Annotated in this window: 20 protein-coding genes and 1 other RNA gene; 11 read left to right on the forward strand and 10 right to left on the reverse strand. The window is 64.0% G+C overall.

All coding sequences use genetic code 11. From position 1 onward, the window contains the following. Positions 1-83 precede the first annotated feature (83 nt). Positions 84-1,040 carry a bifunctional 5,10-methylenetetrahydrofolate dehydrogenase/5,10-methenyltetrahydrofolate cyclohydrolase gene (locus JSV08_09780; protein ID UCF80772.1) on the reverse strand — a complete coding sequence of 319 codons (957 nt, stop codon included), beginning with the start codon at positions 1,038-1,040 and terminating at the stop codon, positions 84-86. Positions 1,041-1,208: 168 nt separating this feature from the next. Beyond that, positions 1,209-1,859 (reverse strand): hypothetical protein, encoded by a 651-nt coding sequence (locus JSV08_09785; GenBank protein UCF80773.1) that lies wholly within the window; start codon positions 1,857-1,859, stop codon positions 1,209-1,211. 259 nt (positions 1,860-2,118) lie between these two features. Here JSV08_09785 and JSV08_09790 point away from each other — a divergent pair, with 259 nt between their 5' ends. Both JSV08_09790 and JSV08_09795 read left to right on the forward strand, forming a co-directional pair. Beyond that, positions 2,119-3,945, forward strand: a complete 1,827-nt coding sequence (locus JSV08_09790) for a cyclic nucleotide-binding domain-containing protein (protein UCF80774.1) — start codon at positions 2,119-2,121, stop codon at positions 3,943-3,945. Continuing rightward, a complete protein-coding gene (locus JSV08_09795) occupies positions 3,945-4,433 on the forward strand; it encodes a HEAT repeat domain-containing protein (GenBank protein UCF80775.1) in 489 nt (162 codons plus the stop codon). The genes JSV08_09790 and JSV08_09795 overlap by 1 nt, the downstream gene beginning before the upstream one ends. Before the next feature lie 194 nt (positions 4,434-4,627). On the opposite strand, the gene JSV08_09800 is transcribed toward JSV08_09795, so the two are convergent. The 8 genes from JSV08_09800 to rnpB form a co-directional block, all read right to left on the reverse strand. Next, a complete protein-coding gene (locus JSV08_09800) occupies positions 4,628-5,497 on the reverse strand; it encodes a DUF3108 domain-containing protein (GenBank protein UCF80776.1) in 870 nt (289 codons plus the stop codon). A 10-nt stretch (positions 5,498-5,507) separates the two neighbouring features. Further along, on the reverse strand, positions 5,508-6,080 hold the full coding sequence (locus tag JSV08_09805) for an HAD family hydrolase (GenBank protein UCF80777.1): 573 nt from the start codon (positions 6,078-6,080) through the stop codon (positions 5,508-5,510). Further along, positions 6,077-7,075 (reverse strand): lysophospholipid acyltransferase family protein, encoded by a 999-nt coding sequence (locus tag JSV08_09810; protein ID UCF80778.1) that lies wholly within the window; start codon positions 7,073-7,075, stop codon positions 6,077-6,079. Before JSV08_09810 ends, JSV08_09805 begins: the two co-directional genes overlap by 4 nt. 86 nt (positions 7,076-7,161) lie before the next feature. Then, entirely contained in the window at positions 7,162-7,914 is a 753-nt protein-coding gene (locus JSV08_09815; GenBank protein ID UCF80779.1) for a response regulator, read from the reverse strand. Between the two features lie 60 nt (positions 7,915-7,974). Next, positions 7,975-8,697 (reverse strand): signal peptidase I, encoded by a 723-nt coding sequence (lepB, locus tag JSV08_09820; protein UCF81884.1) that lies wholly within the window; start codon positions 8,695-8,697, stop codon positions 7,975-7,977. A gap of 20 nt (positions 8,698-8,717) precedes the next feature. Then, a complete protein-coding gene (locus JSV08_09825) occupies positions 8,718-9,257 on the reverse strand; it encodes an LOG family protein (GenBank protein ID UCF80780.1) in 540 nt (179 codons plus the stop codon). Positions 9,258-9,387: 130 nt separating this feature from the next. Further along, positions 9,388-10,611, reverse strand: a complete 1,224-nt coding sequence (locus JSV08_09830; protein UCF80781.1) for a M20 family metallopeptidase — start codon at positions 10,609-10,611, stop codon at positions 9,388-9,390. A gap of 40 nt (positions 10,612-10,651) precedes the next feature. Then, an RNA gene (rnpB, locus tag JSV08_09835) (RNase P RNA component class A) lies at positions 10,652-11,090 on the reverse strand. A 114-nt stretch (positions 11,091-11,204) separates the two neighbouring features. Between rnpB and JSV08_09840 the strand changes: the two genes are divergently transcribed. The 9 genes from JSV08_09840 (at position 11,205) to JSV08_09880 (ending at position 21,617) form a co-directional block, all read left to right on the forward strand. Then, entirely contained in the window at positions 11,205-12,881 is a 1,677-nt protein-coding gene (locus JSV08_09840) for a hypothetical protein (GenBank protein ID UCF80782.1), read from the forward strand. 91 nt (positions 12,882-12,972) lie between these two features. Further along, entirely contained in the window at positions 12,973-14,214 is a 1,242-nt protein-coding gene (gene icd, locus JSV08_09845) for an isocitrate dehydrogenase (NADP(+)) (GenBank protein UCF80783.1), read from the forward strand. A gap of 59 nt (positions 14,215-14,273) precedes the next feature. Beyond that, positions 14,274-15,200: a malate dehydrogenase gene (gene mdh / locus JSV08_09850; protein ID UCF80784.1), complete on the forward strand. Its 927-nt coding sequence runs from the start codon at positions 14,274-14,276 to the stop codon at positions 15,198-15,200. Positions 15,201-15,245: 45 nt separating this feature from the next. After that, a complete protein-coding gene (locus tag JSV08_09855) occupies positions 15,246-16,016 on the forward strand; it encodes a cobalamin-binding protein (protein ID UCF80785.1) in 771 nt (256 codons plus the stop codon). Between the two features lie 11 nt (positions 16,017-16,027). Beyond that, a complete protein-coding gene (locus JSV08_09860; GenBank protein ID UCF80786.1) occupies positions 16,028-16,960 on the forward strand; it encodes an RluA family pseudouridine synthase in 933 nt (310 codons plus the stop codon). Between the two features lie 47 nt (positions 16,961-17,007). Beyond that, positions 17,008-17,796, forward strand: coding sequence for a DNA repair protein RecO C-terminal domain-containing protein (locus JSV08_09865; protein UCF80787.1), 789 nt, complete (start codon positions 17,008-17,010; stop codon positions 17,794-17,796). Next, complete coding sequence (locus JSV08_09870; protein UCF80788.1) at positions 17,793-18,659, forward strand: glycine--tRNA ligase subunit alpha; 867 nt, start codon at positions 17,793-17,795, stop codon at positions 18,657-18,659. Before JSV08_09865 ends, JSV08_09870 begins: the two co-directional genes overlap by 4 nt. After that, a complete protein-coding gene (locus JSV08_09875) occupies positions 18,656-19,519 on the forward strand; it encodes a site-specific DNA-methyltransferase (GenBank protein UCF80789.1) in 864 nt (287 codons plus the stop codon). Before JSV08_09870 ends, JSV08_09875 begins: the two co-directional genes overlap by 4 nt. Beyond that, positions 19,512-21,617: a glycine--tRNA ligase subunit beta gene (locus JSV08_09880; protein UCF80790.1), complete on the forward strand. Its 2,106-nt coding sequence runs from the start codon at positions 19,512-19,514 to the stop codon at positions 21,615-21,617. Before JSV08_09875 ends, JSV08_09880 begins: the two co-directional genes overlap by 8 nt. The last annotated feature ends 1 nt before the right edge of the window (position 21,618 follow it).

Genomic DNA, 21,618 nt, shown 5'->3' on the forward strand with positions numbered 1-21,618 from the left:
ATCAGCCGTCAGTGGTTAGCAAAAGGAATTCTTGCTAATCCCTAAACCCTAGCCCCTAATCCCTGGCTGCTGGCCCCTGATTCCTAACGACGGGCCGCGGCCGCCTGCCCCGGGCCGCGGCGCATCTTCGCCAGGGTCAGCGTGTTGCGCACAAGCATCGCCACGGTGAGCGGCCCCACGCCACCAGGAACGGGCGTGATGGAGCGCGCCTTGGCCTTTCCCTCACGGGGGTGAACGTCGCCCACTAGGACGTAGCCCTTCTCGTCGAATCTCTTCAATCGCTCCCGCGACTCCTTTCCCTGCTTGCCGAACAATTTCAAGACCTCCTTGCGCGAGTCGACGCGGTTGACGCCCACGTCCACCACGACCGCGCCCTTGCGGATGTGCTTACCGCGGATGAAGGCCGGCTTCCCCATGGCGCCCACCAAAATGTCGGCGCGCTGGGTCTGCTTGGGCAGGTCCTTGGTTTTGGAGTGGCAGACGGTGACGGTGGCGTGTTCATGAAGAAGAAGCAAGGCAAGCGGCTTCCCCACGATGTCGCTTCGACCCACGATGACGGCGCGGGCGCCCGCGATGCGGACGCGATAGCGCTTGAGAAGCTCCACTATGCCCGCCGGCGTGCAGGGCGCGACGCCCGCGGAATTGATGCACGTGCGCCCGACGTTGACTGGATGAAATCCGTCCACGTCCTTTGCGGGCTCCACGGCGTTGAGAACGGCCACCTTGTCCACATGCGACGGAAGGGGCAGCTGCACCAGGATGGCGTCCACCACGGGGTCGCGATTGAGGTTCTGGACGACCTCAAGGAGCGTCTCCGTCGTGATGTCGCTGGCAAGCTGGACGGTCTCGCTTGCAATTCCCACAGCCTCGCAGGCGCGGCGCTTCGCCCCAACGTAAGTCCGCGAGGCGGGATTGTCGCCCACGAGGATGGCCACGAGCTTGGGCACGATGCCATGCTGCTCACTGAGGGTCCCCACCTCGACGCGCGTTTCTTCCCGAAGTGCCTCCGCGACCTTGGCGCCATAAAGCAATTTTCCCATAGTAGTGCTCCTTTATGCGTATTCCGTGCTCACCCGCCTCGCCAGCCAGTTCCTAGGGGGCCTTTCAGTCAAATCGGCCGGGAAATGGCACGAGCAAGTTGCGTACAGTGTGTTGTGCATTCGACCGCATGCAATATACACCACACGCCATACGAAGTAAACCTCTTATCATCGCAGCCAAAGCACAAGGCCGGCCGCCGCGATGAGGCCTCCTGAGAGAAGGCCGCCGTAGCGTTCGAGCCAGAGAAAATGCAGCCGCTCGGCGCCCTTATGGCCTAGGGCGACGGCGAGAAGCAGCGTGGCCACCGTGGTGAGCGAAAAGACGGCGAGCACCGCAACCCATAGAAGGCCCTCCACGGCCATGGCCGCAGCAAGCACCGGCACCGCGAGCACGCACGGATGGAAGCCCACCACCGAGGCCAAAACCCACGGCACGGCGCCCCCTCGAAAGCGAGGGGGCAGGTGTTCGGTCTCGTCGTGGTCAGGCGCACGCATGAGCTTGCGGCCGTGGCCCGCCGTCCAGTCGTAGAGGATGTATCCGAGGCCGAACACGATGAGAAACAGGTGGCTCAGCGGCTCAATCTTCGAGCCGAGGCTGTGCGCCGTCTTTTCACCCAGGAAAAAGGCCCCCGCACCGAGGCCGAGCGAAAGCACGATGTGCAGAAGGCCCGAAAGTCCCGCGACCTCCATGGTTCGAGCGAGCGTCCAGCCCTCCCTTCGACCCACCAGCACCACCGGCAGCCAGTGCTCCGGGATAAGACTATGGATACCCGCCGTGGCAAACGCCGTTGTTAGCAGAAATCCGTGGGACTCGGTCACGGCGGCGCATGATAGCCGACACGAGAAAAGCAAGCAAACCAGTCCCTGATCCCGGCATAGAAACGCGCCTCGCCCCACCCCTCGACGAGTGCGTAGCGTGTCTTGTTCTAAAAATCCTTATCTTATGAGGCATTGCCTTCTCGTTCCTCTTTCCTAAGTCGGGATTAGGGGATAGACGCGCCGCGTTGACACCCGTCGGCGGTTTGCGTTAGCATAGGGGAAGCCTGTTTGACACGCTTTTGCCGGAGCAAGAGACGCCGTGGCCAATCAAACGGAACCCAAGCAACCCGACGCCGACGTCGTGCCCATTGCCGAGGGCGCCAAAGCGCCTTCCCCGGTCGAGTCCCGCATCACGGTGGAGGACTTCTGCGCGCTCGCGAACAAATTCATCAGCCAGCGCATGTACCGCGAGGCCATCAACCTCTACGAGACGGCCGTCAAGATTTTCCCTTCGAGTCTCGCCCTCAAAATCAACCTCGGGCGCGCCCGTGACCTGCAAAAGCGCATGGAGGTCGTCTCGAAGGACCACCTGCGCAACGAACTCGAAAAGGAGCGCGAGGACGCCGACCGCCTGGCGAGCCGCTACATCGGGCTGGGGCTCGTGTATCTGGAGCGGCAGCGGTTCGAGAAGGCGCTCGAGTTCTTCGAGTTCGCCAAGCACCAGAACACCAACCTGCACCTTCCCCACTATCACTTGGGGAGCCTCTTTTACCAGCAGGACGACCTCGATCGGGCGCTCGCGGAGCTCGAACTCGCGCGCGACATCAACCCGTTCCACGAGGAAACGCATGCGCTTCTGGGAAAAATTTACATCGAGCGCGGCGACTACCGGAGCGCTCTTCAAAACTCCATCGACGCGTTCCTGCTGTCCATGCTTCGCCGGGAGGAGGGCAACCCCCTCCACAAGGGGCGCATCAAATTCCTGTTCGACAAGTTGGGCATCGCGACCAAACAGGCCCGCAACGAGCACATCCGCACCCGCATGAAGGGCCTGAACCGCCTTATGGGCATGCTCGACCAGCGCAAGAAGGAGTTTTTGGAGTCGAGCTCCTTCGCGCAGGTGACGCGCCTCATCACCACGGCGCGCGAGCACAAGCACGTGCGCACCGACCGGCTGCGCACGGCGCTCCGGCTGCGGCGTTTTCCGATCTTCGAGAACCTTACCGACGACGAGCTCTACAAGGTCGCCAAGCTCGTGGAAGAACGACACTACGAGTCGGGCGTCTACGTCTTCCACGAAGGCGACGACAGCGGCTACATCTACGTGGTCGACTCGGGACGCATCAAGCTCATCTGCCCGACGCCCGTCGGGGAGCAGGAGGTCGGGATGGCGGCGCCGGGCGAATATTTCGGAGAAATCAACTTCATCGACAAGGCGAACCACGTGGCCTCGGCCATGGCCATGGAGGACACCACGCTGTGGCTGCTTTCCAACGCCGGCCTCGACAGCCTTTTCGAGGTGGAGCGCGAGATCGCGGTGCATTTCTACTGGAACTTCTGGAAGGCCCTGGCCAAGAACACCCGCCGCACGAACGAGCTCATGAAGAGCTTCTTTGCCGACATGAAGGAGCCGGTGCCGGAGGTGACCGAGAAGGACTTGGCCGAGGCCAAGGAAGTCGAGGTCGGCGTTGAGGAGAAGGTCGAGGTGCTCGCCACGCGCGGCCTCTCCTCGAAGGAGCTGCGCCTGCTCGCCACGTTCAGCACGGAGAAGCGCTTCGAGGCGGGCGAGATCATTTTCCGCGAGGGCGACCCCGGCGACAAGCTGTACATCATCCTCGACGGCAAGGTCATCATCTCGAAGGACATCCCCGGCGTGGGCGAGGAGGCTCTCGCCATTTTTGAGCGGGGCGATTTCTTCGGCGAGATGGCCCTCGTGGACCAGTCACCGCGCTCGGCGGACGCCAAGGCGCACGCGGAGGGCGTGACACTCCTTGCGATCGACAAGAAGACGCTCGACGAGATTCTCTCCCTCGACGTCGAGAGCGCCTACCAGTTCCTGCATCTTCTGTGCAAGATTCTGACGCACCGCCTCCGCGAGATTACCATGAAGCTGGCCCGCTGGCGCGTCATGTCCGGGGGGTTCTGATGCCGGAGCTGGGGGTGGGGGAGACCCTGGAGACGCTTCTCCGCGACCTGAACGACGAATACGACCTGACCCGGCGGGACGCCGCCCACAAGCTGGGCAAGCTCAAGGACCCCGCGGCGCTCTCCGCGCTGATTGCGGCGCTCCGGGATCCCAGCAAGCTGGTGCGCGACAACGCCGCCTTCGCGCTGGCCGAGATCCGGGACAAGAGGGCGGTGCTCCCCCTTGTGGAATTGGTCCGCAAAGACCCCGATGGCCGCGTGCGCAAGAGCGCCGCGAAGGGCCTCGGAATGCTCGGTGACCGGCGCGGCGTCGAGCCGCTCGTAGCGGCCCTCGGGGACCCCGACCCCATCGTCCGAAAGAGCGCCGCGCGCGCTCTCGGGCAGTTGCGCGCCTCGGAAGCCCGGGAAGCGCTCGAGCGGGCCGCCTCCGACGCGGACGTCCTGGTGCGAAAACACGCCAGGCAGGCGCTGGAGCGGATTCGAAAGTAGGGTAGGGCGGGGGCCGGTCGCCAGGGATCAGCCGTCAGGGGTTAGCTGCCAGCCGTTGGCGGTGGGCAGATAGCTCCTTACTCCTTTCTCCTTCCTCAAAAAATCCGGCAGATCCGGCAAAATCTCTGGTCTGCTCGCAAGGGCGGGCCTTGAGAGACCGCCGGGGCGGCCCCCACGCTGCGCCCCGGAGGCAGTTACGGACTCGCAGGCGGCCCCGTATCGACCTCTTCCGAGGAGGGCGGCGTGTATTCCACGAGCGTCGCCACGGCGGCGCCGATCTTGAGCTTGGTCTTGATTCTCAGAAGAAGCCGGCGCTCGTCCAGCGAGTACCATATCCAAAGCTTCCCCTTCCTGCGAAAGAACCCTTTGGGGTTAAAATCCATCCGGGGCTGGACGCGGAGGGCCTCGAAGGCACCGAGCGGCGTCTTGATTTTTTCCACCTTCTCCGCATGAAGGGTAAGAAGGTATTTCTCGCCGTCCGAGTGCACCAGGATGGCCTGCACGTCCCCCGGCTCCATGGGCATGCCGCGCACGCGCAGAACGCCCGACATGATGTCGAGGAGGCAGGGATGGTCGATGGGCTCGGTCTTGCTTTTTTCGGGACGCAGGCGGTCGGTGAAGCGTGCGACACCCGCCTCGTGGTCGAAGGTGGTGATGTCGTCCCCGCGGCGCTTGCCCTCGGCGGAGACGGTGGCCGTCGAGTGGATGCGCAGAGGGTTCGCCAGAAGGAGCGACTCGACGCGGTTGTCGATCTTGTGGAACCACCGTATGGGGCCTTGGGTGGAGACCGTCGTCACGATGCGAAAGAATTTCGGATGCGTCCGGTCGAGGGAGACCTCGATGGCCATGTCTCCCGCATGGGAGAACCAGCTCCAGCTCGCGCGGTATTTGAAAGCTTCGCCCGGCCGGAACGACGCCGCGACCGCTTCCGGAGACGGGCATGGCGCAGGGGCGGGCTCTTCGGCGGTCTGGCCGAACGCGTGCCCCGCCGGGAAGGACGCGCCCAGCCACAGCAGCGCGGCGGCCCACAGGCCGAGGGAAAGCGGGGCGGCGGGTTTTCGCATTCGCGGGTGCCTACTGCTCCGAAATCCACCGCACGGCGTCGAGCACGTCCCGGGCGATGTATTCGGGCTGGCGGGGCCAGTCCCTGGATTGGTTCTCGCGCTCGCCGAGACCGTATCCCGTGAGCACGAGGATTCCCGGAATTCCGATGCCGTGGGCCAAGGCCACGTCGGAATAATACTTGTCGCCCACGGCGACGGAGCGGGCGAGGTCTATCTCGTGCTCGCGGCAGGCGGCGTCCACGAGGCCGCGGCGGGGTTTTCGGCAGGCGCAGTCGAGCGCGTAGCGGGCGTCCTGCGAGGAAAGGTGATGGGGGCAAAAGTAAATGCCGTCGAGGCGTGCGCCTTCTTCCGCGAGAAGCGCTTCGAGGCGTTTCATCGTCTCGCGCACCACGTCCTCGCTCATGTAGCCGCGCGCCACTCCGGCCTGGTTCGTGATGACGATGGCGCGCCATTCCATGGCGTTGATGCGCCGAACGGCCTCTGCGGCGCCGGGCAGAAGGTGCAGGCGGTCCGGGTGGTTGACGTAGCCCACTTCCTCGGTGAGGGTCCCGTCGCGGTCGAGGAACACGGCCGGCTTCTTCATCCGCGCACCACGCCGGCCGCCTCGGAAGGTTTGTCCGGCGCTTCGGCCTCTTTCTCCGGGGCGGCGCTTTTCCCAAGACTCGGACGAGCCGGCACGCGCCAGCGCTCGTGCATCCAGAGCCACTGCTCCGGGTGCTTCCGCACGTAGTGTTCGATGCGGCGCGTCATGGCCACGGTGAGCGCCGCCTCGTCGTGCGCGCGGTCGCCCGTGAGGGCCGCTGGGGGACCCGGCTCGCAGAGGACCCGGTAGCGTCCCCCGCCGAGCGCGATGGGGAACACCATCACGACAGGGGCGCCGGTCTTGAGCGAAAGGAGAGCCACCGCCGGCGTCGTCGCGGCCGGCCGTCCCATGAAGTTGACGACCACGGCGTTCGCGTCGCCGAAGTGCTGGTCCATCACGACGGTCACGGCCTGCCCGTCGCGCAGGTCGCGCATCAGATGGCGCAGCGACGCGTGCTTGTGGAGAAGGCGGTTGCCCGAGGCCGCACGGTAGCACGCGAGCAGTCTCTCCAGGCGAGGGTTGTCGAGCGGCCGCGTGAGCATGGTCATCGGGAAGCCCGCGTAGCCCAGGGCCAGCGCCGCGAGCTCCCAGTTGCCGAAGTGGCCGGCACAGAAGATGGCGCCCTTGCCTTCGGCGAGCGCCGCGCGCATGTGTTCGAGGCCCGCGAACTCGACACGGGAAACGCAACTTTCCTTGTCCAGCAAGGGAAATCGCAAAATCTCGACGACCACGCAGGCAAAATGCTCGAAAGTCCGGCGCGCGAGTGCCCGCCGCTCGTCTGGGGAAAGCCCCGCCGAGGCATCCGGGGCGAGCCCCGACGGAGCGCCGGGATAGGCGGCTTCGAGGTTGCGGAGCGCCACCCGGCGGCGGCGCCTCAAGAGCCGAAACGCCGCCCGACCGATCCATCGGCCGATGCACGCCGCCGCGCCGTCGCCCAAGCGGCGGACGACGAAGCCCAGAAGGCAGACGGCCAGCCATTCGAGCGTGCGTCTCATCGCTTCATTATAAGGGCCGCGCGCGCGGCGGACAATAAATCAGTCATCGGGGGGGGCCGCGGCGTGCAGCGGGGTGCCGGAAAGAATTATTCCTTATCGGCGGGGCTTTCCGGCCGCCAACCCCACATGCTGTCCTCGATGTAGGCGCGAATGCGCTCGACGTCCTCACGCGAGATTTCGGTGAAGCGCACGCCCATGCCGGGCGGGTAGAGATGGAAATCGACTCGTTCATGAACGTGCACGACCTCGGCCTTGGCGCGGATGCGCTCCGACGAGTCGGGCAAATTGAAGGTGGCCTCCAGCTCCGTTCCGCAGGGCACGGGCCGCGTGGTGCGGATGTAGAGTCCTCCCTCGCTGAGGGTGTAGGAGTAGGCCTTGAAGAGCGATTCCTGCACCCGGTATTGAATGGTGAAGTAGGCGACGACGCGCAGATGCTTGCGCCCCTCGTGATCTGCTGGAAACAAAACCTGGTTGACGAAATACAGAACCTCCTCCGGCGGCATGGATTTGTCGAGGTAGCCGGTAGCGTTCAGCTCGCGCAGCAGCTCAAGGTGCTGCTCCTTGCGGTAAAGGCTCGAGATGGCGACGACGGGAAGGAGATTTCCCCCTTCCAGCTCCCTCACCTTGCGGATGACGTCGAAGCCCGACAGCTTGGGCATGAGGAGGTCCAAAACCGCCATGTCGAGCCGGGGAAGGGCATCTCGAATCTTTTGAAGGGCTTCCTCGCCGTTCGAGGCGACGAGCACATCGTAGCCGGCGCGCTCGAAAAGCTCCTTGAGGGTGGCTTGAAAAAAGAGGGCGTCGTCAGCAATCAGAATGCGTTTTTGTTTTTCAGCCATGGGAAGCTCTCGTTTTCCGGACCCTTCGACGGCGTTCGGTCCGCTCGAGGTCCATGGGGCTTACTCTACGGGGCGGAAAATGCGGTCCCAGCGCGTCCAGCGGAAAAAGTTTGCGGCGCTTTTGAGCACGTTCCATGCTTTTTTCCCCAAGGGGTCGCTCCACTCCCCTGGCTGCTCCATGGACCAGAAAATCAGCACGGCCTTTCCCTTGACGTAGCGGCGCTCGACGGGGCCGAAGGCGCGGCTGTCGTTCGAGTTGTCGCGGTTGTCGCCCATCACGAAGTAGTGGCCGTCGGGGATGACGATGGGGCCGAAGTTGTCGCGGGGATGACCGTAGGGGCTTCGCAGGTCGCGGACGCCGTAAACGCGCGAGTCGCCGAATTGGACGTAGGGCTCGTCAAGCGGCGCGCCGTTCAGGTAGGTCCGTTTGTCGACCATCTCCAGGCGGTCGCCGCCCACGGCAATCACGCGCTTAATGAAGTCTTTCTCGGGGTCTTCGAGCGATTTGAACACCACCACGTCGCCCCGTCGGATGTCGCGGTAAGGAAACAGCATTTTGAGCCAGGGCCATGTCTCCGTCCCGTAGGCGAACTTGTTCACGATGATCCGGTCGCCGATGAGCAAGGTGTTCTGCATCGAGGCGGTGGGAATCTTCGACTGCATCACAACGAAGGTCCATGTGTAGAGGATGAAAAGGACGCATACGAGAACTGTTTCGTAGTACTCCCGCAGCAGGCTGACCCTCGGCGGCTCGTAGGCTTCCGAATTTTCGGGTTTGCCCATATCGGAATATCGGGGTTCGCTCATGGGCTGAGCCCTTGTTCGAGAGCGGCGCAGGCTTCCTCCGCCGTGCGCACCACGGTTGACGCCTCGCGTTCGCGGCTCGTTAGAAAATCGGCGCGCTCAAGTTCCACGAGCACATTCTCCCACACTTGGCCGACCAGCACAATGGGCTTTTCGCCGAGGAGTCCCGCGCGCACGAGCGCCCAGAGAAACGCCACCTCCGCGAGAGTTCCCGCCGCGCCGGAGAAGATAACATACGCCGCCGCCGTCTTCACGAGAGCCTGCGTGCGGGCAAAAAGCGTCGGCTCGCAGCGCTCCTCGTCAAGCCATGGGTTTGCCCGCCGTTCGGGGAATGCCGAAAACGCCTGAGTCGTGATGCCCAGGCTCCGGCCTCCTGCTTCCTTCGCGCTGCGGTTTGCCGCTTCCATGACGCCGCCGTAGCCTCCCGTCACAATCCCAAATCCGCGCTCGGCCATGCGCCGCGCCACCGTGCACGCGGCGTCGTAATTTTTGTCGCCCGGACGCGCCTCAGAGCTTCCAAAGACGGCAACGTAGCGCATCGTTAAAAAAGTCTTTCACAGAATCTGTGAAAAAGGAGGCGCAAAGCCTTGGGAAGACAGTTGCTAAGTGTGGAGAGGAAAGATTTTTCTCTGCTTTGCACCCAAAACGAAGCATCGGAGCTTGGGAGACTCAACTCGCCTTGCGCGCCGAAGCTTTCTTCTTCGCCTGCGCGAATTCTTCGTGAACGCGGCGCCGCAGGTCGTCCGAGCTCAGGTAAGCGAGGCCGGTGAGGGCGAGTGCGCGTGCGGCGACGAGGAGCGCGTGCTGGCCGCGCTCGCTCTGCGTGGCGCGTCCGAACTCCGGCGTGTGCGCCGAAAGCTCGTCACAAACCGAAATCATGGGATGAATGGCGGGAAGCGTATGGCTTACGGTTCCCATATCGAGCGAGCCCATTTTCTTGCGCGGCGTGCGGATAAGGCTCAGGCCCCCCTCCTCGATGTGCCGGCCGCACACCTCCGCAAGCGCCTGGTTCGTGCACATTTCGTAGAAGTAGTTTTCGGGATGACGGACTTCGAAACGGGCGCCGTGCGCTTGCGCGGCGGCCTGGGCCGTTTCACGAATCCGCTCGATGACGTAGTCCAGATAGTCGGTGTCGGCGGCGCGGACGCTGAAGATTCCCACGGCGCGGGCGGGAACGATGTTCTGGCGCGTGCCGCCCTCCTTGATGATTCCGGGAAATCGCACGTCGCTCCGAAGCTGCTTCTGAAGAAGCCCCAGGGACACGTAGAACGTTACCAGGGCATCCAGGGCATTAATGCCCAACTCGGGCGAAGACGCGGCGTGCGCTTCTTTGCCGTAAAAGATGACTTCCACCGGATACGCCGCGAGCGAGGTGGTGTTGACGCGGGTCTCGTTCGACGGGTGCACCATCATGGCCGTGTCGATGTCCTCGAACGCGCCGGCGCGAAGCATCTCGATTTTTCCGCCGATGGTCTCCTCGGCGGGAGTGCCCAAGAGAACGACGCTTCCCTCGAGCTCCCCGATCACGTCGCCCAGCGCGAGCGCCGCTCCCGTCGAGGCGGCCGCGATAAGGTTGTGGCCGCAGCCGTGCCCGATCTCATCGGGCAGGGCGTCGTATTCGGCCAGGTAGGCGACGCGCGGCCTCTCGGAGCGCCCCCGGCGCTCGGCGCGAAAGGCCGTTTCCAGGCCGCCCACGGGCTGCGTGACCTCGAAACCGTGCTCCTTGAGCACCGAGGCAAGGAAGGCAACGCTTTGACGCTCCTCGCCGCTTAGCTCGGGATTCTCGAAGAGCGTCCGGCTAATGCTTAAAATCGCCTCGCGGTGGCGCTCGAGGGCCTGTTCAACTCGCGGACTTAATGGAAATTTTTCTGTCATAAGCAGCTTCTCTTCCATCGTGTGGATCTTTCCGGAGCAAGCCAATTCTTCAAAAACCGCGAAGGGCAGGACGTAAGCCGAATTCTGTTTCCCCGACGCCCGGAGGCGTCGGGGAGAGGGCCATTCCTCTCGAGCCGCGCTTGCGCGCGACCTCTGTTCCTTGACGGAACAAGCAGCCTACCCGGAAAGGCTCCTCTCGCCCGCGGAGGGACAAGGGGAAAGAGGCGGGCCGCCTCGGCCTTTCTCTATTTGGCCTTGCTCCGCGTGGGGTTTACCGTGCCTCCGCCCTCGCGGGCCGGAGCGGTGCGCTCTTACCGCACCGTTTCACCCTTATCCCGACACGCCTGACCGGCGAGTCGGGACGGTCTGTTTTCTGTGGCACTTTCCGTCCTCCGCTCGTCACCAAGCTGAGGCGTCCCTGTTAGGGACCACGCCGCCCTGTGGAGTTCGGACTTTCCTCCCCGCCCGTTGGGCGGGGCGGCCCTCTTGCCTGCCCTTCATACGTCAGTGTAGCACACATGACAGGCCTTGGGGAAACCGGGAGGGGGCTATGGGGGATTTCCCGCCCACGTTGACTCGCCTTTCGGCGAAACATAGCATGGGCACGCGTCATGACGCGTGCCTACTCTGCTCTACGAACACAGGCGCTCTGGTCGCTCGTGGGACTTGGAGCGGTGCTGGGGCTGCTCACTTTCATGCTGGTGCGCAAAGCTGGCGAGCCCCTTCGCGGCTATGGGCACGGCTACTGGGATGACGCCATGGCGCTGATAGCCGCGCAGCGATTCGGCGAAGAGGGATTTCTCTCGGAGCGCTTCGCCCCCCATCTTCAGTTCGGGCCTCTGGAGGAGGCTCCCATGGGACAGCGCTATCCTTATCTCCACTCCCAGCCTTTGACGTTTATTTCCGCAGGCCTTTTCCATAAAGCAGGCATACAAACGCTTCTGGGGTTGCGCATCGTAGCCATATTCTTTCACACGGCCGGCATGGCCTGCTTCTTTTTGCTCCTACGGCGTATTACGAAAGATGCCTCGCTGGCGCTCCTTGCCACGGCGTTTGCATCCTTTGCGCTGCCGCTCTACATTTTCGCGGACAGCCTCAAGGTGAACCCTGGTGTTTTCGTGCTTACATTCGGGCCTCTTCTCTTGTGGCACGTTTCGGTGGAACGCCCCCAACTCCGTGCTTCCCTGTGGTTTTGGGTCAATGCCTTGTTTTTGCTCCAGGGCCTCTATTTGCTGGTGGAGTACTGGCTCTACGCCCACGCCTTTCTCTGGCTTTATGCCTTTGCGTTTGGTATTCCCTGGCCCAAGCGTCATCTGTTGTGGCTTGTGCCGGGGCATGGGCTCGCTCTCGTCCTGACGCTTGCCCGCAACGCCTGGTACCTGGGATTTGGTAACGCCGCCCGGGACCTTTTTCAGGTTGTGCTCTGGCGCATCGGAGGATTCAGCTACCAGGGCTACGGCGCAGGTTCGACGGAAGGAGCGTTTTCGTGGGCGGCACACATCGAAAAATTTCTGTACCGTTTTCCCGACACTTTCGCGGTTTTCCGATGGCTTCCTCACTCTGGGAAAGCGTTCCTGCTTATCGCGGCCGCTTCGCTTGGCTGGCTCTGGTGGACACGCAGTCGGTGCGCGGAGAATTCTTCCAAAGACCCGCTTCACCGCTCCTGGTGTCTGGGGCTCGTCTTGTTCGGAGCCGCCTTGCCCTATTTTATTTTTTTCGCGCAGGGCGTCATGGTGCACTATTTCCCGGTAGGAGACTTTGCTCCGGGCGTGTCGGTTATAATGGCCGCGGCGATACTCGGGCTTCGGAACATGCGGGATCGGGCCTCTTCCCCGGCTGCCCGGCGAAGTTTCACCATGCTGGGCTTTGCGGCGGCCTTTTTGAGCCTCGCCCTCAACGTGGATTTCTGCCGCCGCTTTGAAACCGACCCGGAATTTAAGGGCCGCTATGCCGATGCGCGGGCTGTGGACCGGTTTCTTCCTTCCGGCGCCCTTGTCGGCCACTCGACCTTTCTGCCGGCGCTTTTCTACTACACGAACCGTCCCTTCGTGCAGAATCTTCTCACGCCCGAGGACGTGGAGCGCTTCCGGGCCGAGGTGTCGCGTCAGCATCCCGGCCGTCCCCTTTACTTTGTTATGGCTCCGCCCGTCAATGCCTCGGTGGATGCGCTCTGGCCGCACCTTGACGCCCTTTACGTTCCCGTGCTGAGGGTTCCGAGCCTTCGCATGGTCGTTTACGATCTGGGTCAACGCGGGCCGGAATCCGTCTCCGACGGAAAAAATAGATAAAAAGAGCTTCATGTGGTATACTGGGGCGAGGCTGCGCATGCGCCGCCGAGAGTCGTGGGAACAATACGCTTGACCAGAAAGGAATAACACCGTGTGGAAAACCATCCAGGTACCTGAAGGGGGAGAGCGCATCGAGTTGGCAGACGGGGGAGTGAAGACCCCGCATCATCCCTATGTGGGTTATATCGAAGGCGACGGCATCGGCCCCGACATTTGGCGCACCACGAAGCGGATCCTGGACGCCTCGGTGGAGAAGGCCTACGGAGGGAAGCGCCGCATCGTGTGGGTGCAGCTTCTGGCGGGAGAGCTTGCCAAGGAGCGCACCGGGGAATGGCTTCCCGAAGAGACCCTGGAGGCCATCCGGTATTTCCGCGTCGCCATTAAAGGGCCCCTGACCACGCCCATAGGCGGAGGCTTCCGGAGTCTCAACGTCACCATCCGCCGGCGACTCGACCTGTACGCGTGCGTCCGCCCCGTGCGCTACTTCGAGGGTGTGCCCAGCCCGGTCAAGAACCCTGAGAAGCTGAACGTGGTCATCTTTCGGGAAAACACCGAGGATGTATACACGGGCATTGAGTGGGCCGCCGACACGCCGGAGGCTGAGCGCCTTTGGGATTTTCTGACGAAAGGCATGGGCGCTGAAATCCGCGAGCGCAGCGCCGTCGGCATCAAGCCCGTGAGTGCCTTCGCCACGAAGCGCCTCATCCGCCGCGCCATCCAGTACGCCATCAAGCGCGGCCGGCCGAGCGTCACGCTGATGCACAAAGGGAACATTATGAAATTCACCGACGGGGCTTTCCGGGACTGGGGCTACGAGCTTGCGCGCGAGGAATTTTCCGACAGCGTCATCAGCGAAAGCGCACTTTGGGAGCAGCACAACGGCAAGCTTCCCGGGGGGAAGGTCTTGTTGAAGGACCGCCTCGCGGACTCTATGTTTCAGCAGCTTCTTCTGCGTCCCGACGAATACAGCGTCGTTGCAACGCTGAACCTGAACGGCGACTATGTCTCGGACGCGTCCGCGGCGCAGGTGGGCGGCCTGGGGATGGCCCCCGGCGCCAACATCGGCGACGAGGCGGCCGTGTTCGAGGCCACTCACGGCACCGCTCCCAAGTACGCCAACCTGGACAAGGTGAATCCCGGCTCGCTCATCCTCTCTGGCGTCCTCATGCTGGAGCACATGGGCTGGCAGGAGGCCGCGGACTTGATTATAAGGGGCCTTGAGCGCACCATCGCCCAGAAGACCGTGACGTACGACCTGGCGCGCCAGATGGAGGGCGCGAAGGAAATCAAATGTTCCGAGTACGGCGAGGAGGTTGTGAAGAATTTTGCATGAGCCCTATTTGAGAAAAATCGGAATGTAAGCAACCACCAAACACTACAGGAGTTTCCGCTATGCGAGCAAAAATTACCGTTGTAGGAGCAGGCCATGTGGGAGAAGTCACGGCCCAGCGCCTCGTGGACAAGGGGCTGGGCGACGTTGTCCTGGTGGACATCCTTGAAGGCATCCCGCAGGGCAAGGGGTTGGACATCCTGGAATCGGCGCCCGTCGAGAAGTCCGACTGCCGCATCTTCGGCACGAACGACTACGGCGAGACGGCCGACTCGGACATTGCCGTCATCACGGCGGGCTCGCCGCGCAAGCCCGGAATGAGCCGCGACGATTTGCGCAACGTCAATTTCAACATCGTCAAGAGCGTGACCGAGGAAGTCGTCAAGAGGTCGCCGAAGGCGGTGCTGGTCGTCGTGTCGAATCCGCTCGACGTGATGACCTACGTGGCGTACAAAGTGAGCGGCTTCCCCCGCGAGCGGGTAGTCGGCATGGCCGGCATTTTGGATACGGCCCGTTTCAGCGCCTTCATCGCCGAGGAGCTCAAGGTGTCGGTCGATAACATCCAGACCTTGGTGCTCGGCGGCCACGGCGACTCCATGGTGCCGCTTGCGCGCTACTCGACCGTGGCGGGCGTGCCGCTTTCTGAGCTTCTTCCCAAGGAAAAGCTCGACGCTCTGATTCAGCGCACGCGCGACGGCGGCATCGAGATCGTGAACTACCTCAAGACGGGAAGCGCCTATTACGCGCCTTCCTCGGCCGCGGTCGAGATGGTGGACGCCATCCTCTACGACCGCCGCAAGATCCTGCCCTGCTCCGCGTACCTCGAAGGCGAGTACGGCGCAAGCGGCGTCTTCGCGGGCGTTCCCGTCATTCTCGGCGAGGGCGGCATCAAGGGCATCTTTGAGGTCCGGCTCACCAAGGACGAGGAACAAGCCTTTCAAAAGTCCGTCGCGGGCGTGAAGAAGAACATCGACAAGCTGGAATTTTAGCGTCACCCTTGCCGCGCGGCGCGGCAGTGGTATAATTAGGGGGTTATGCCCCAAACGCCGGAGCGCATCGTTTCCCTGGCTCCAAGCCACACGGAAATCCTGTTCGCCCTCGGCCTCGAGCAGCGCATCGTCGGTGTCACCGACCATTGCGACTACCCGCTCGCCGCGCGCCTGCAGGCCAAGGTGGGCGGCTGGCTTGCGGTGGAGAGCGAGAAGGTGGCGGCCCTGCGCCCCGACCTGGTCCTGACCGCGTCGTCTCTTCAGGACAAAATCGCCGAGAGCCTCAAGAAACTGGGCCTTCGGGTTGAGCGGTTCAATCCGGTTTTGTTCGAGGAGGTCTGCGACACCGTGCTCGACGTGGGCGGCCTCACCGGCCGCCAGGCCGACGCCTACCGCGTCGTGAAGGCCATGCGCTCCCACATCCGGCGGCTGCGCGAGTCGCGCACCAACGGGAAACCCAAGCTCCGGGTTTACGTCGAGGAATGGAGCGAGCCGCCCACGGCGTCTGGCAACTGGGTGTCGGACCTGGCCCTGGCGTGCGGCGCGCAGCCCTTTCTGAAGTCGGGGGAGGCGAGCCGCCCCGTGGAGATCGAGGAGCTCAAGAAGTTCGACCCCGAGGTCATCGTTCTCTCTTGGTGCGGCTACGGCGAGCGCATGAACCCGGCGGAGGTCTACGTCCGCGAGGGCTGGCAGGACCTGAGGGCGTGCAGTGAGGGCAACGTGTTCGTGGTTCATGATTCGCTCCTGACCCGCCCAGGCCCGCGCCTTTCCCAGGGCGCCCAGCGCCTGGCGCGGATTCTGGACGGCGCCCGCTGAAGGCAAAACGCGTGCCGGCGACGCGCCGCGTCGAGCGGGAAGAGACGCTCCGCGTGGACCGGGGCGGCGCGGGGAAACGCCTCGACCGTTTTCTCCGGGAGAGACTGCCGCACCTGAGCCGCTCGTTTCTCCAAAAACTCATCGAGAAGGGGAGCGTTGAGCGGAACGGGGCGCCCTCGCTCAAGCCTTCCGTCAAGGTCGAATACGGCGACCGCGTCCGCGTCGTCGTCCCGTTTCCGAAAAAGTCCGAGACCCGGCCGGAGGATATTCCCCTGAGCATCCTGTACGAGGATTCCGACGTGGCCGTCGTGGACAAGCCCGCCGGCATGGTGGTGCACCCCGCGCCCGGCCACTGGAGCGGCACCCTCGTGAACGCCCTTCTCCACCGCCTGCAAGATCTCTCGGGCATCGGCGGCACCGAGCGCCCCGGCCTGGTCCACCGCCTCGACAAGGACGTCTCGGGGCTCCTGCTCGTGGCAAAGCACGACCGCGCGCACCGTGCGCTCTCCGCGGCGTTCAAGGCGCGCCGCGTGGACAAGGTCTACCTGGCGCTCGTCCGGGGGCGCGTCCGGAAGAACGAGGGGCGGATCGAGGAGCCCGTAGCGCGGCACCCCCGCAACCGGAAGAAGATGGCCGTCATGGAGGGCGGGCGCGCGGCGCTCACGCTCTACCGGGTCCTGGAGAGGCTCTCCGGCGCGACGCTCCTCGAGGTCAACCTCAAGACCGGCCGCAGCCACCAGGCCCGCGTCCACCTCGCGCACGTCGGCCACCCGATCCTGGGCGACGCCGTCTACGGCGGCGACAAGGGGCCTGGCGCTCCCCTGGACCGCATCGCGCTCCACGCCTGGCGTCTCACGCTGCGCCATCCGGGCACGGGACTGCCCATCTCCTTCGAGGCGCCCGTGCCCGAGGAGATGCGGGCGCTCGCGGACGGGCTGAGGTAGGCAAAGAAAAGTTGCGCCCTGCCGCTCGCGGCTGTTATGCTTTTGCGATGCTTAAGTCCACGCGGGCACTGGTGCTCGACGCCAGGCCGCTCGGAGAGAACGATCTGGTCGTCGCGCTTCTGGAGGAGTCGGGCGCATTGCGCCGCGCCTCGGTGCGCGGGGGGCAGAGCGCGCGCCACCCATGGGTCGGGTGCTTCCTACTCTGGAGCGAAGTGGAGGCAGCATTCGAGGCCCACGACGGGCCGGACAGGTCCGGACTCGCGCGCCTCGAGTTGTGCACGCTCGTGCGCTCGCGCTTCGACTCGTTCGCCGACGCGGAGGCGGGCGCCTACCTGCATGCGCTCGCCGGCCTGGCGCGCTCGCTCGCGCAGGAAGGGCTCGAGCGGCCGCCGCTCTACCGCCTCATGCACGAGGCGCTCGACGTCGCGGAGGAGGGGCGGCGCGCCGCGACGCTTCTTTACGCGAGCGCCTGGGCGCTCCGCTTCGAGGGAATTTTTCCGGACCCCAGGCGCTGCACCGAGTGCGGCCGCGCGTTCGGGGCACGGGGCGCGTGGTGGCTTAGAAAGAGCCGCGCGCTCGCGTGCGAGCGGTGCTACAAGGGGAAGGCCGCTCCCGCGCTCGACGCCGAGGCCCTCCGTGTGCTCGGGCGGGTCCTGCGCGAGCGGCCCGGCGTTTTCGCCCGCTCGCCGCTTCCGCACAGGGCGGTGCGCCGCGCGGGCCGCTTCGTGGAAAAAGTCTTCGACGACTGCCTCGGCCTGCGCCTGAACCCTCTTACGGATTTCGAAAAAACAGCCGCCCGCGCCGCGCGGCCGCGGCGGCGGAGCGTTGCGGCATGACGCTCCAGGCACTGATGGCGGCGCTCGAGTCCTTCTGGGAGAAGGAGGGCTGCGTCCGCCTGTTCCCCTACGACGTCGAGAAGGGCGCGGGCACGATGAACCCGGCGACCTTTTTCAAGGTGCTCGGCCCCGAGCCGTGGCGCGTCGTGTATTTCGAGCCGTCGCGCCGCCCCGCCGACGGCCGCTACGGCGACAACCCGCAGCGCCTGGAGAAACACCTCCAGCTCCAGGTGGTCTTGAAGCCCTCGCCCGCGGACGTGCAGGACGTGTACCTGCGGAGCCTCGCGGCCATAGGAATCGACCTCAAGCGGCACGACGTCCGGTTCGATGAGGATAACTGGGAGGCGCCGACGCTCGGGGCGCAGGGCGTCGGGTGGCAGGTGCTGGTGGACGGCTGCGAGATAACGCAGTTCACCTACTTCCAGCAGGCGGGCGGCGTCGAGCTCGAAAAAATCTCCGTGGAGCTCTCCTACGGCATGGAGCGCATTGCCCTTTTTCTGAGCGGCGCGGAGAGCGTTTACGATCTGAAGTGGAACGATGAGTTCTCCTACGAGCAGATCCGCCGCGAGGCGGAAAGGGAATTCTCCAGGTTCAACTTCGAGCTCGCCGACATTGAGCGCCACAGGGAATCTTTTCGCCTCGCCGAGGAGGAGGCGAAGAGTCTTCTCGCGCAGAAGCCGCCGTGCGTCCTTCCCGCCTACGACTACGTGCTGAAGTGCTCTCATTACTTCAACGTGCTCGACGCGCGCGGCGCCGTCGGCGCGACCGAGCGCGCGAACACCATCCGGCGCATACGCCGCTTGGCGTGCAAGTGCGCGGAAGGTTACCTCAAGGCGCGCCGGCCCGAAGCCGAAAGAGAATGACGAACAAGATCTACTTCGGCGACAACCTTCCGATACTCCGCGAGATGGAATCGGAATCGGTCAACCTCATCTACATCGACCCGCCGTTCAACACGGGGAAGGCACAGCGGCGCACGCAAATCAAGACCGTCCGCTCCGAGGGGGGCGACCGCACGGGCTTCGCCGGGCGGCGCTACGAGACCGTCAAGGTGGGGACGAAGGCGTACCACGACCTGTTTGACGACTACCTAGCATTTTTGGAGCCGCGCCTCCGGGAGGCGCACCGGATTCTCACTGCCGACGGCACTCTCTGCTTCCACATCGACTGGCGCGAGGCGCACTACTGCAAAATTCTGCTCGACGAAATCTTCGGGCGAGATTCTTTTCTGAACGAGATCATATGGGCCTACGACTACGGCGCGCGCACAAAGAAAAAGTGGTCCGCGAAGCACGACACGATTTTCCTCTATGTGAAGGACCCCAAGAATTACGTCTTCAACTACGACGAGATCGAAAGAATTCCCTACATGGCGCCCGGCCTCGTGGGGAAGGAGAAAGCGGAGCGCGGCAAGACTCCCACCGATGTCTGGTGGCATACGATCGTCAGCCCGACAGGAAAAGAAAAAACAGGTTATCCTACACAGAAGCCAAGACGCATTATTGATTGGCTGGTACGAACCCATAGCTGCCCTGGTGATATAGTAATGGATTTCTTCGCTGGTAGCGGCACTGCTGGCGAGGCGGCGCACCTCCTGGGCCGGCGGTTTATTTTGATTGACGACAACCCCGAGGCGCTGGAGGTGATGGCGAAGAGGTTTGCGGAGATGAAGGAAGTGGAGTTCGTCGGCTACCACCCGCAAAAGAGGTCGGCCCGTGCCTAGCCACTTCCTCCTCGAAATTCTTCTTGAAGACCTGCCCGCGCGCGTCGTTGCGCCTGCGCTCGAGCAGATTCTTTCCCGGACGCGGGACGCGCTGAAGAGCGCCAGGCTCCGCTTCGAAGGAATCGAAGCCTTCGGCACCTACCGGCGGCTCACGCTGCTCGTGGAGGGCGTCGCGGAGAAACAGGAGGAATTTGTTGAGGAGGTCACCGGGCCGCCCGCGAAAGCCGCGTTCGGCAAGGACGGGAAGCCGACGAAGGTCGGGATCAAATTCGCCGAGGGCAAGGGCGGCTCCCCCTCCGCGCTCAAGAAGGTGACGACCTCGAAGGGAGAGTACGCGGCCGTCGAGGTGCGGCGCGGCGGGGCGGCGGCGGCGGACATTCTCGCGGAAATCGTGCCGAAGGTGCTCGCCTCGCTCGAGTTTCCCCTCACGATGCGCTGGGGCAGGGGGGAGCACTCGTTCATCCGGCCCGTGCACGCCGTGGCGGCGCTTCTCGAAAAAAACGTCGTGCCGCTCTCGTTCTGCGGCGTCGCAAGCGGACGGACGACGCGCGGTCACCGCTTTCTGGCGGACGACAAGGAAATAGAGATTTCGTCCGCCGGTGATTACCTTGAAACGATGCGAAAGAGCTTCGTGGAGCCGGACGCCGGCGCGCGGCGCAAGAGCATCGAGGCGGCGCTCGCCGGGCGTGCCGGGGAAGCGCGGGGCGCCCTCGTGCCCGACGCGTCCCTTCTGGACACCGTGACGGCGCAGGTCGAATGGCCCGTGGTGTTGCGCGGCTCGTTCGACAAAAAATTTCTCGAGCTTCCCAAGGAAGTGCTCGTCTCGTCCATGCGCGAGCACCAGAAGTACTTCGCCATGGAAAAGGACGGGAAACTGCTTCCCCACTTCCTCACCGTCGCCGAGGTGGACGAAGGAGCGGGCGCCGACGTGGTTCGCAACCACGAGCGCGTCCTCCGCGCGCGCCTCGAGGACGCCAGATTCTTCTACGAAGCCGACCGCAAGCGGCCGCTCGAGTCGCACCTCGAGGAGCTGGAGGCCGCCACGTTCCACGAAAAACTCGGCTCCTACCGCGACAAGACCGGGCGCCTCGAAGCGCTCGCGCCGACGATTGCCGGGCTTGCGGGCCGTGCCGACAGGGCGGAGACGCTGGGCGCGGCGGCGCGATTGAGTAAATGCGATCTGGCAACGGCGATGGTGGGCGAGTTCCCTTCGCTCCAGGGGATCATTGGCGGCGTCTACGCGAGGGAGGAGGGGCGGCCGGAGGAGATGTGGCGGGCGGTTTACGAGCATTACAAACCGCTCGACGTGCGTGCGGATGTTGAGGAAACGCCCGAAAGCGATATGGGACGGTTGCTTGCGCTCGCCGACCGGATGGATACGCTCGCCGGATTCTTCGGCGCGGGCATCGTCCCTTCGGGAACCAAGGATCCCTACGCCCTGCGCCGCGCGGGAAACGCCGTCGTCGCCCTCATGCGCCTCGACGCGGCGCTGTCGCTTCATCCCGTCGTCGAGGCGGCCTGCCAGGGCCATGGAATCCGGGGCGACGACGCAAAGAAACGCCTCGGCGAGTTCCTGCTGGAGCGGTTCGAAAGTCTTGATTACTTCGGATTCGTGAATTACACGCGAGCCGTGCTCGGCGCGAGCTGGCCGGATTCCCGCCTCTTTCCCAACGTCTCCTTCGCCGACGCCTACCTGCGCGGACGGGCGCTTGCCGAGATGCGCGGCTCCGACGACCTCAAGGCGCTCGCCATCTCCTTCAAGCGCGTCAAGAACATCCTCAAGGACCAGGAGCGCGGCGAGGTGGACGAAAAGCTTCTCCAGGAGAGCACCGAAAAGAAGCTCTACACCGGTATTTCCAAGGTGCGCGAGAACGTCGCGCAGTGGATGGATAGGAGAGATTATCTGAAGGCGTTCCAGGCGCTCGCCTCCATGCGCGTTTTGGTGGATAAGTTTTTCGACGACGTTCTGGTGATGGAGGAGGACGAGGCGCTCAGGCGCAACCGCGTGGCGCTCCTCTACGAGCTCGGGGACTTGTTTTTAAGGCTCGCGGATATTTCGGAGCTCGCGGTGTCCGTGAGGGACAAGGCGAAAGGGTAGG

The sequence above is a fragment of the Acidobacteriota bacterium genome, assembly GCA_020349885.1.
Classification (GTDB): Bacteria; Acidobacteriota.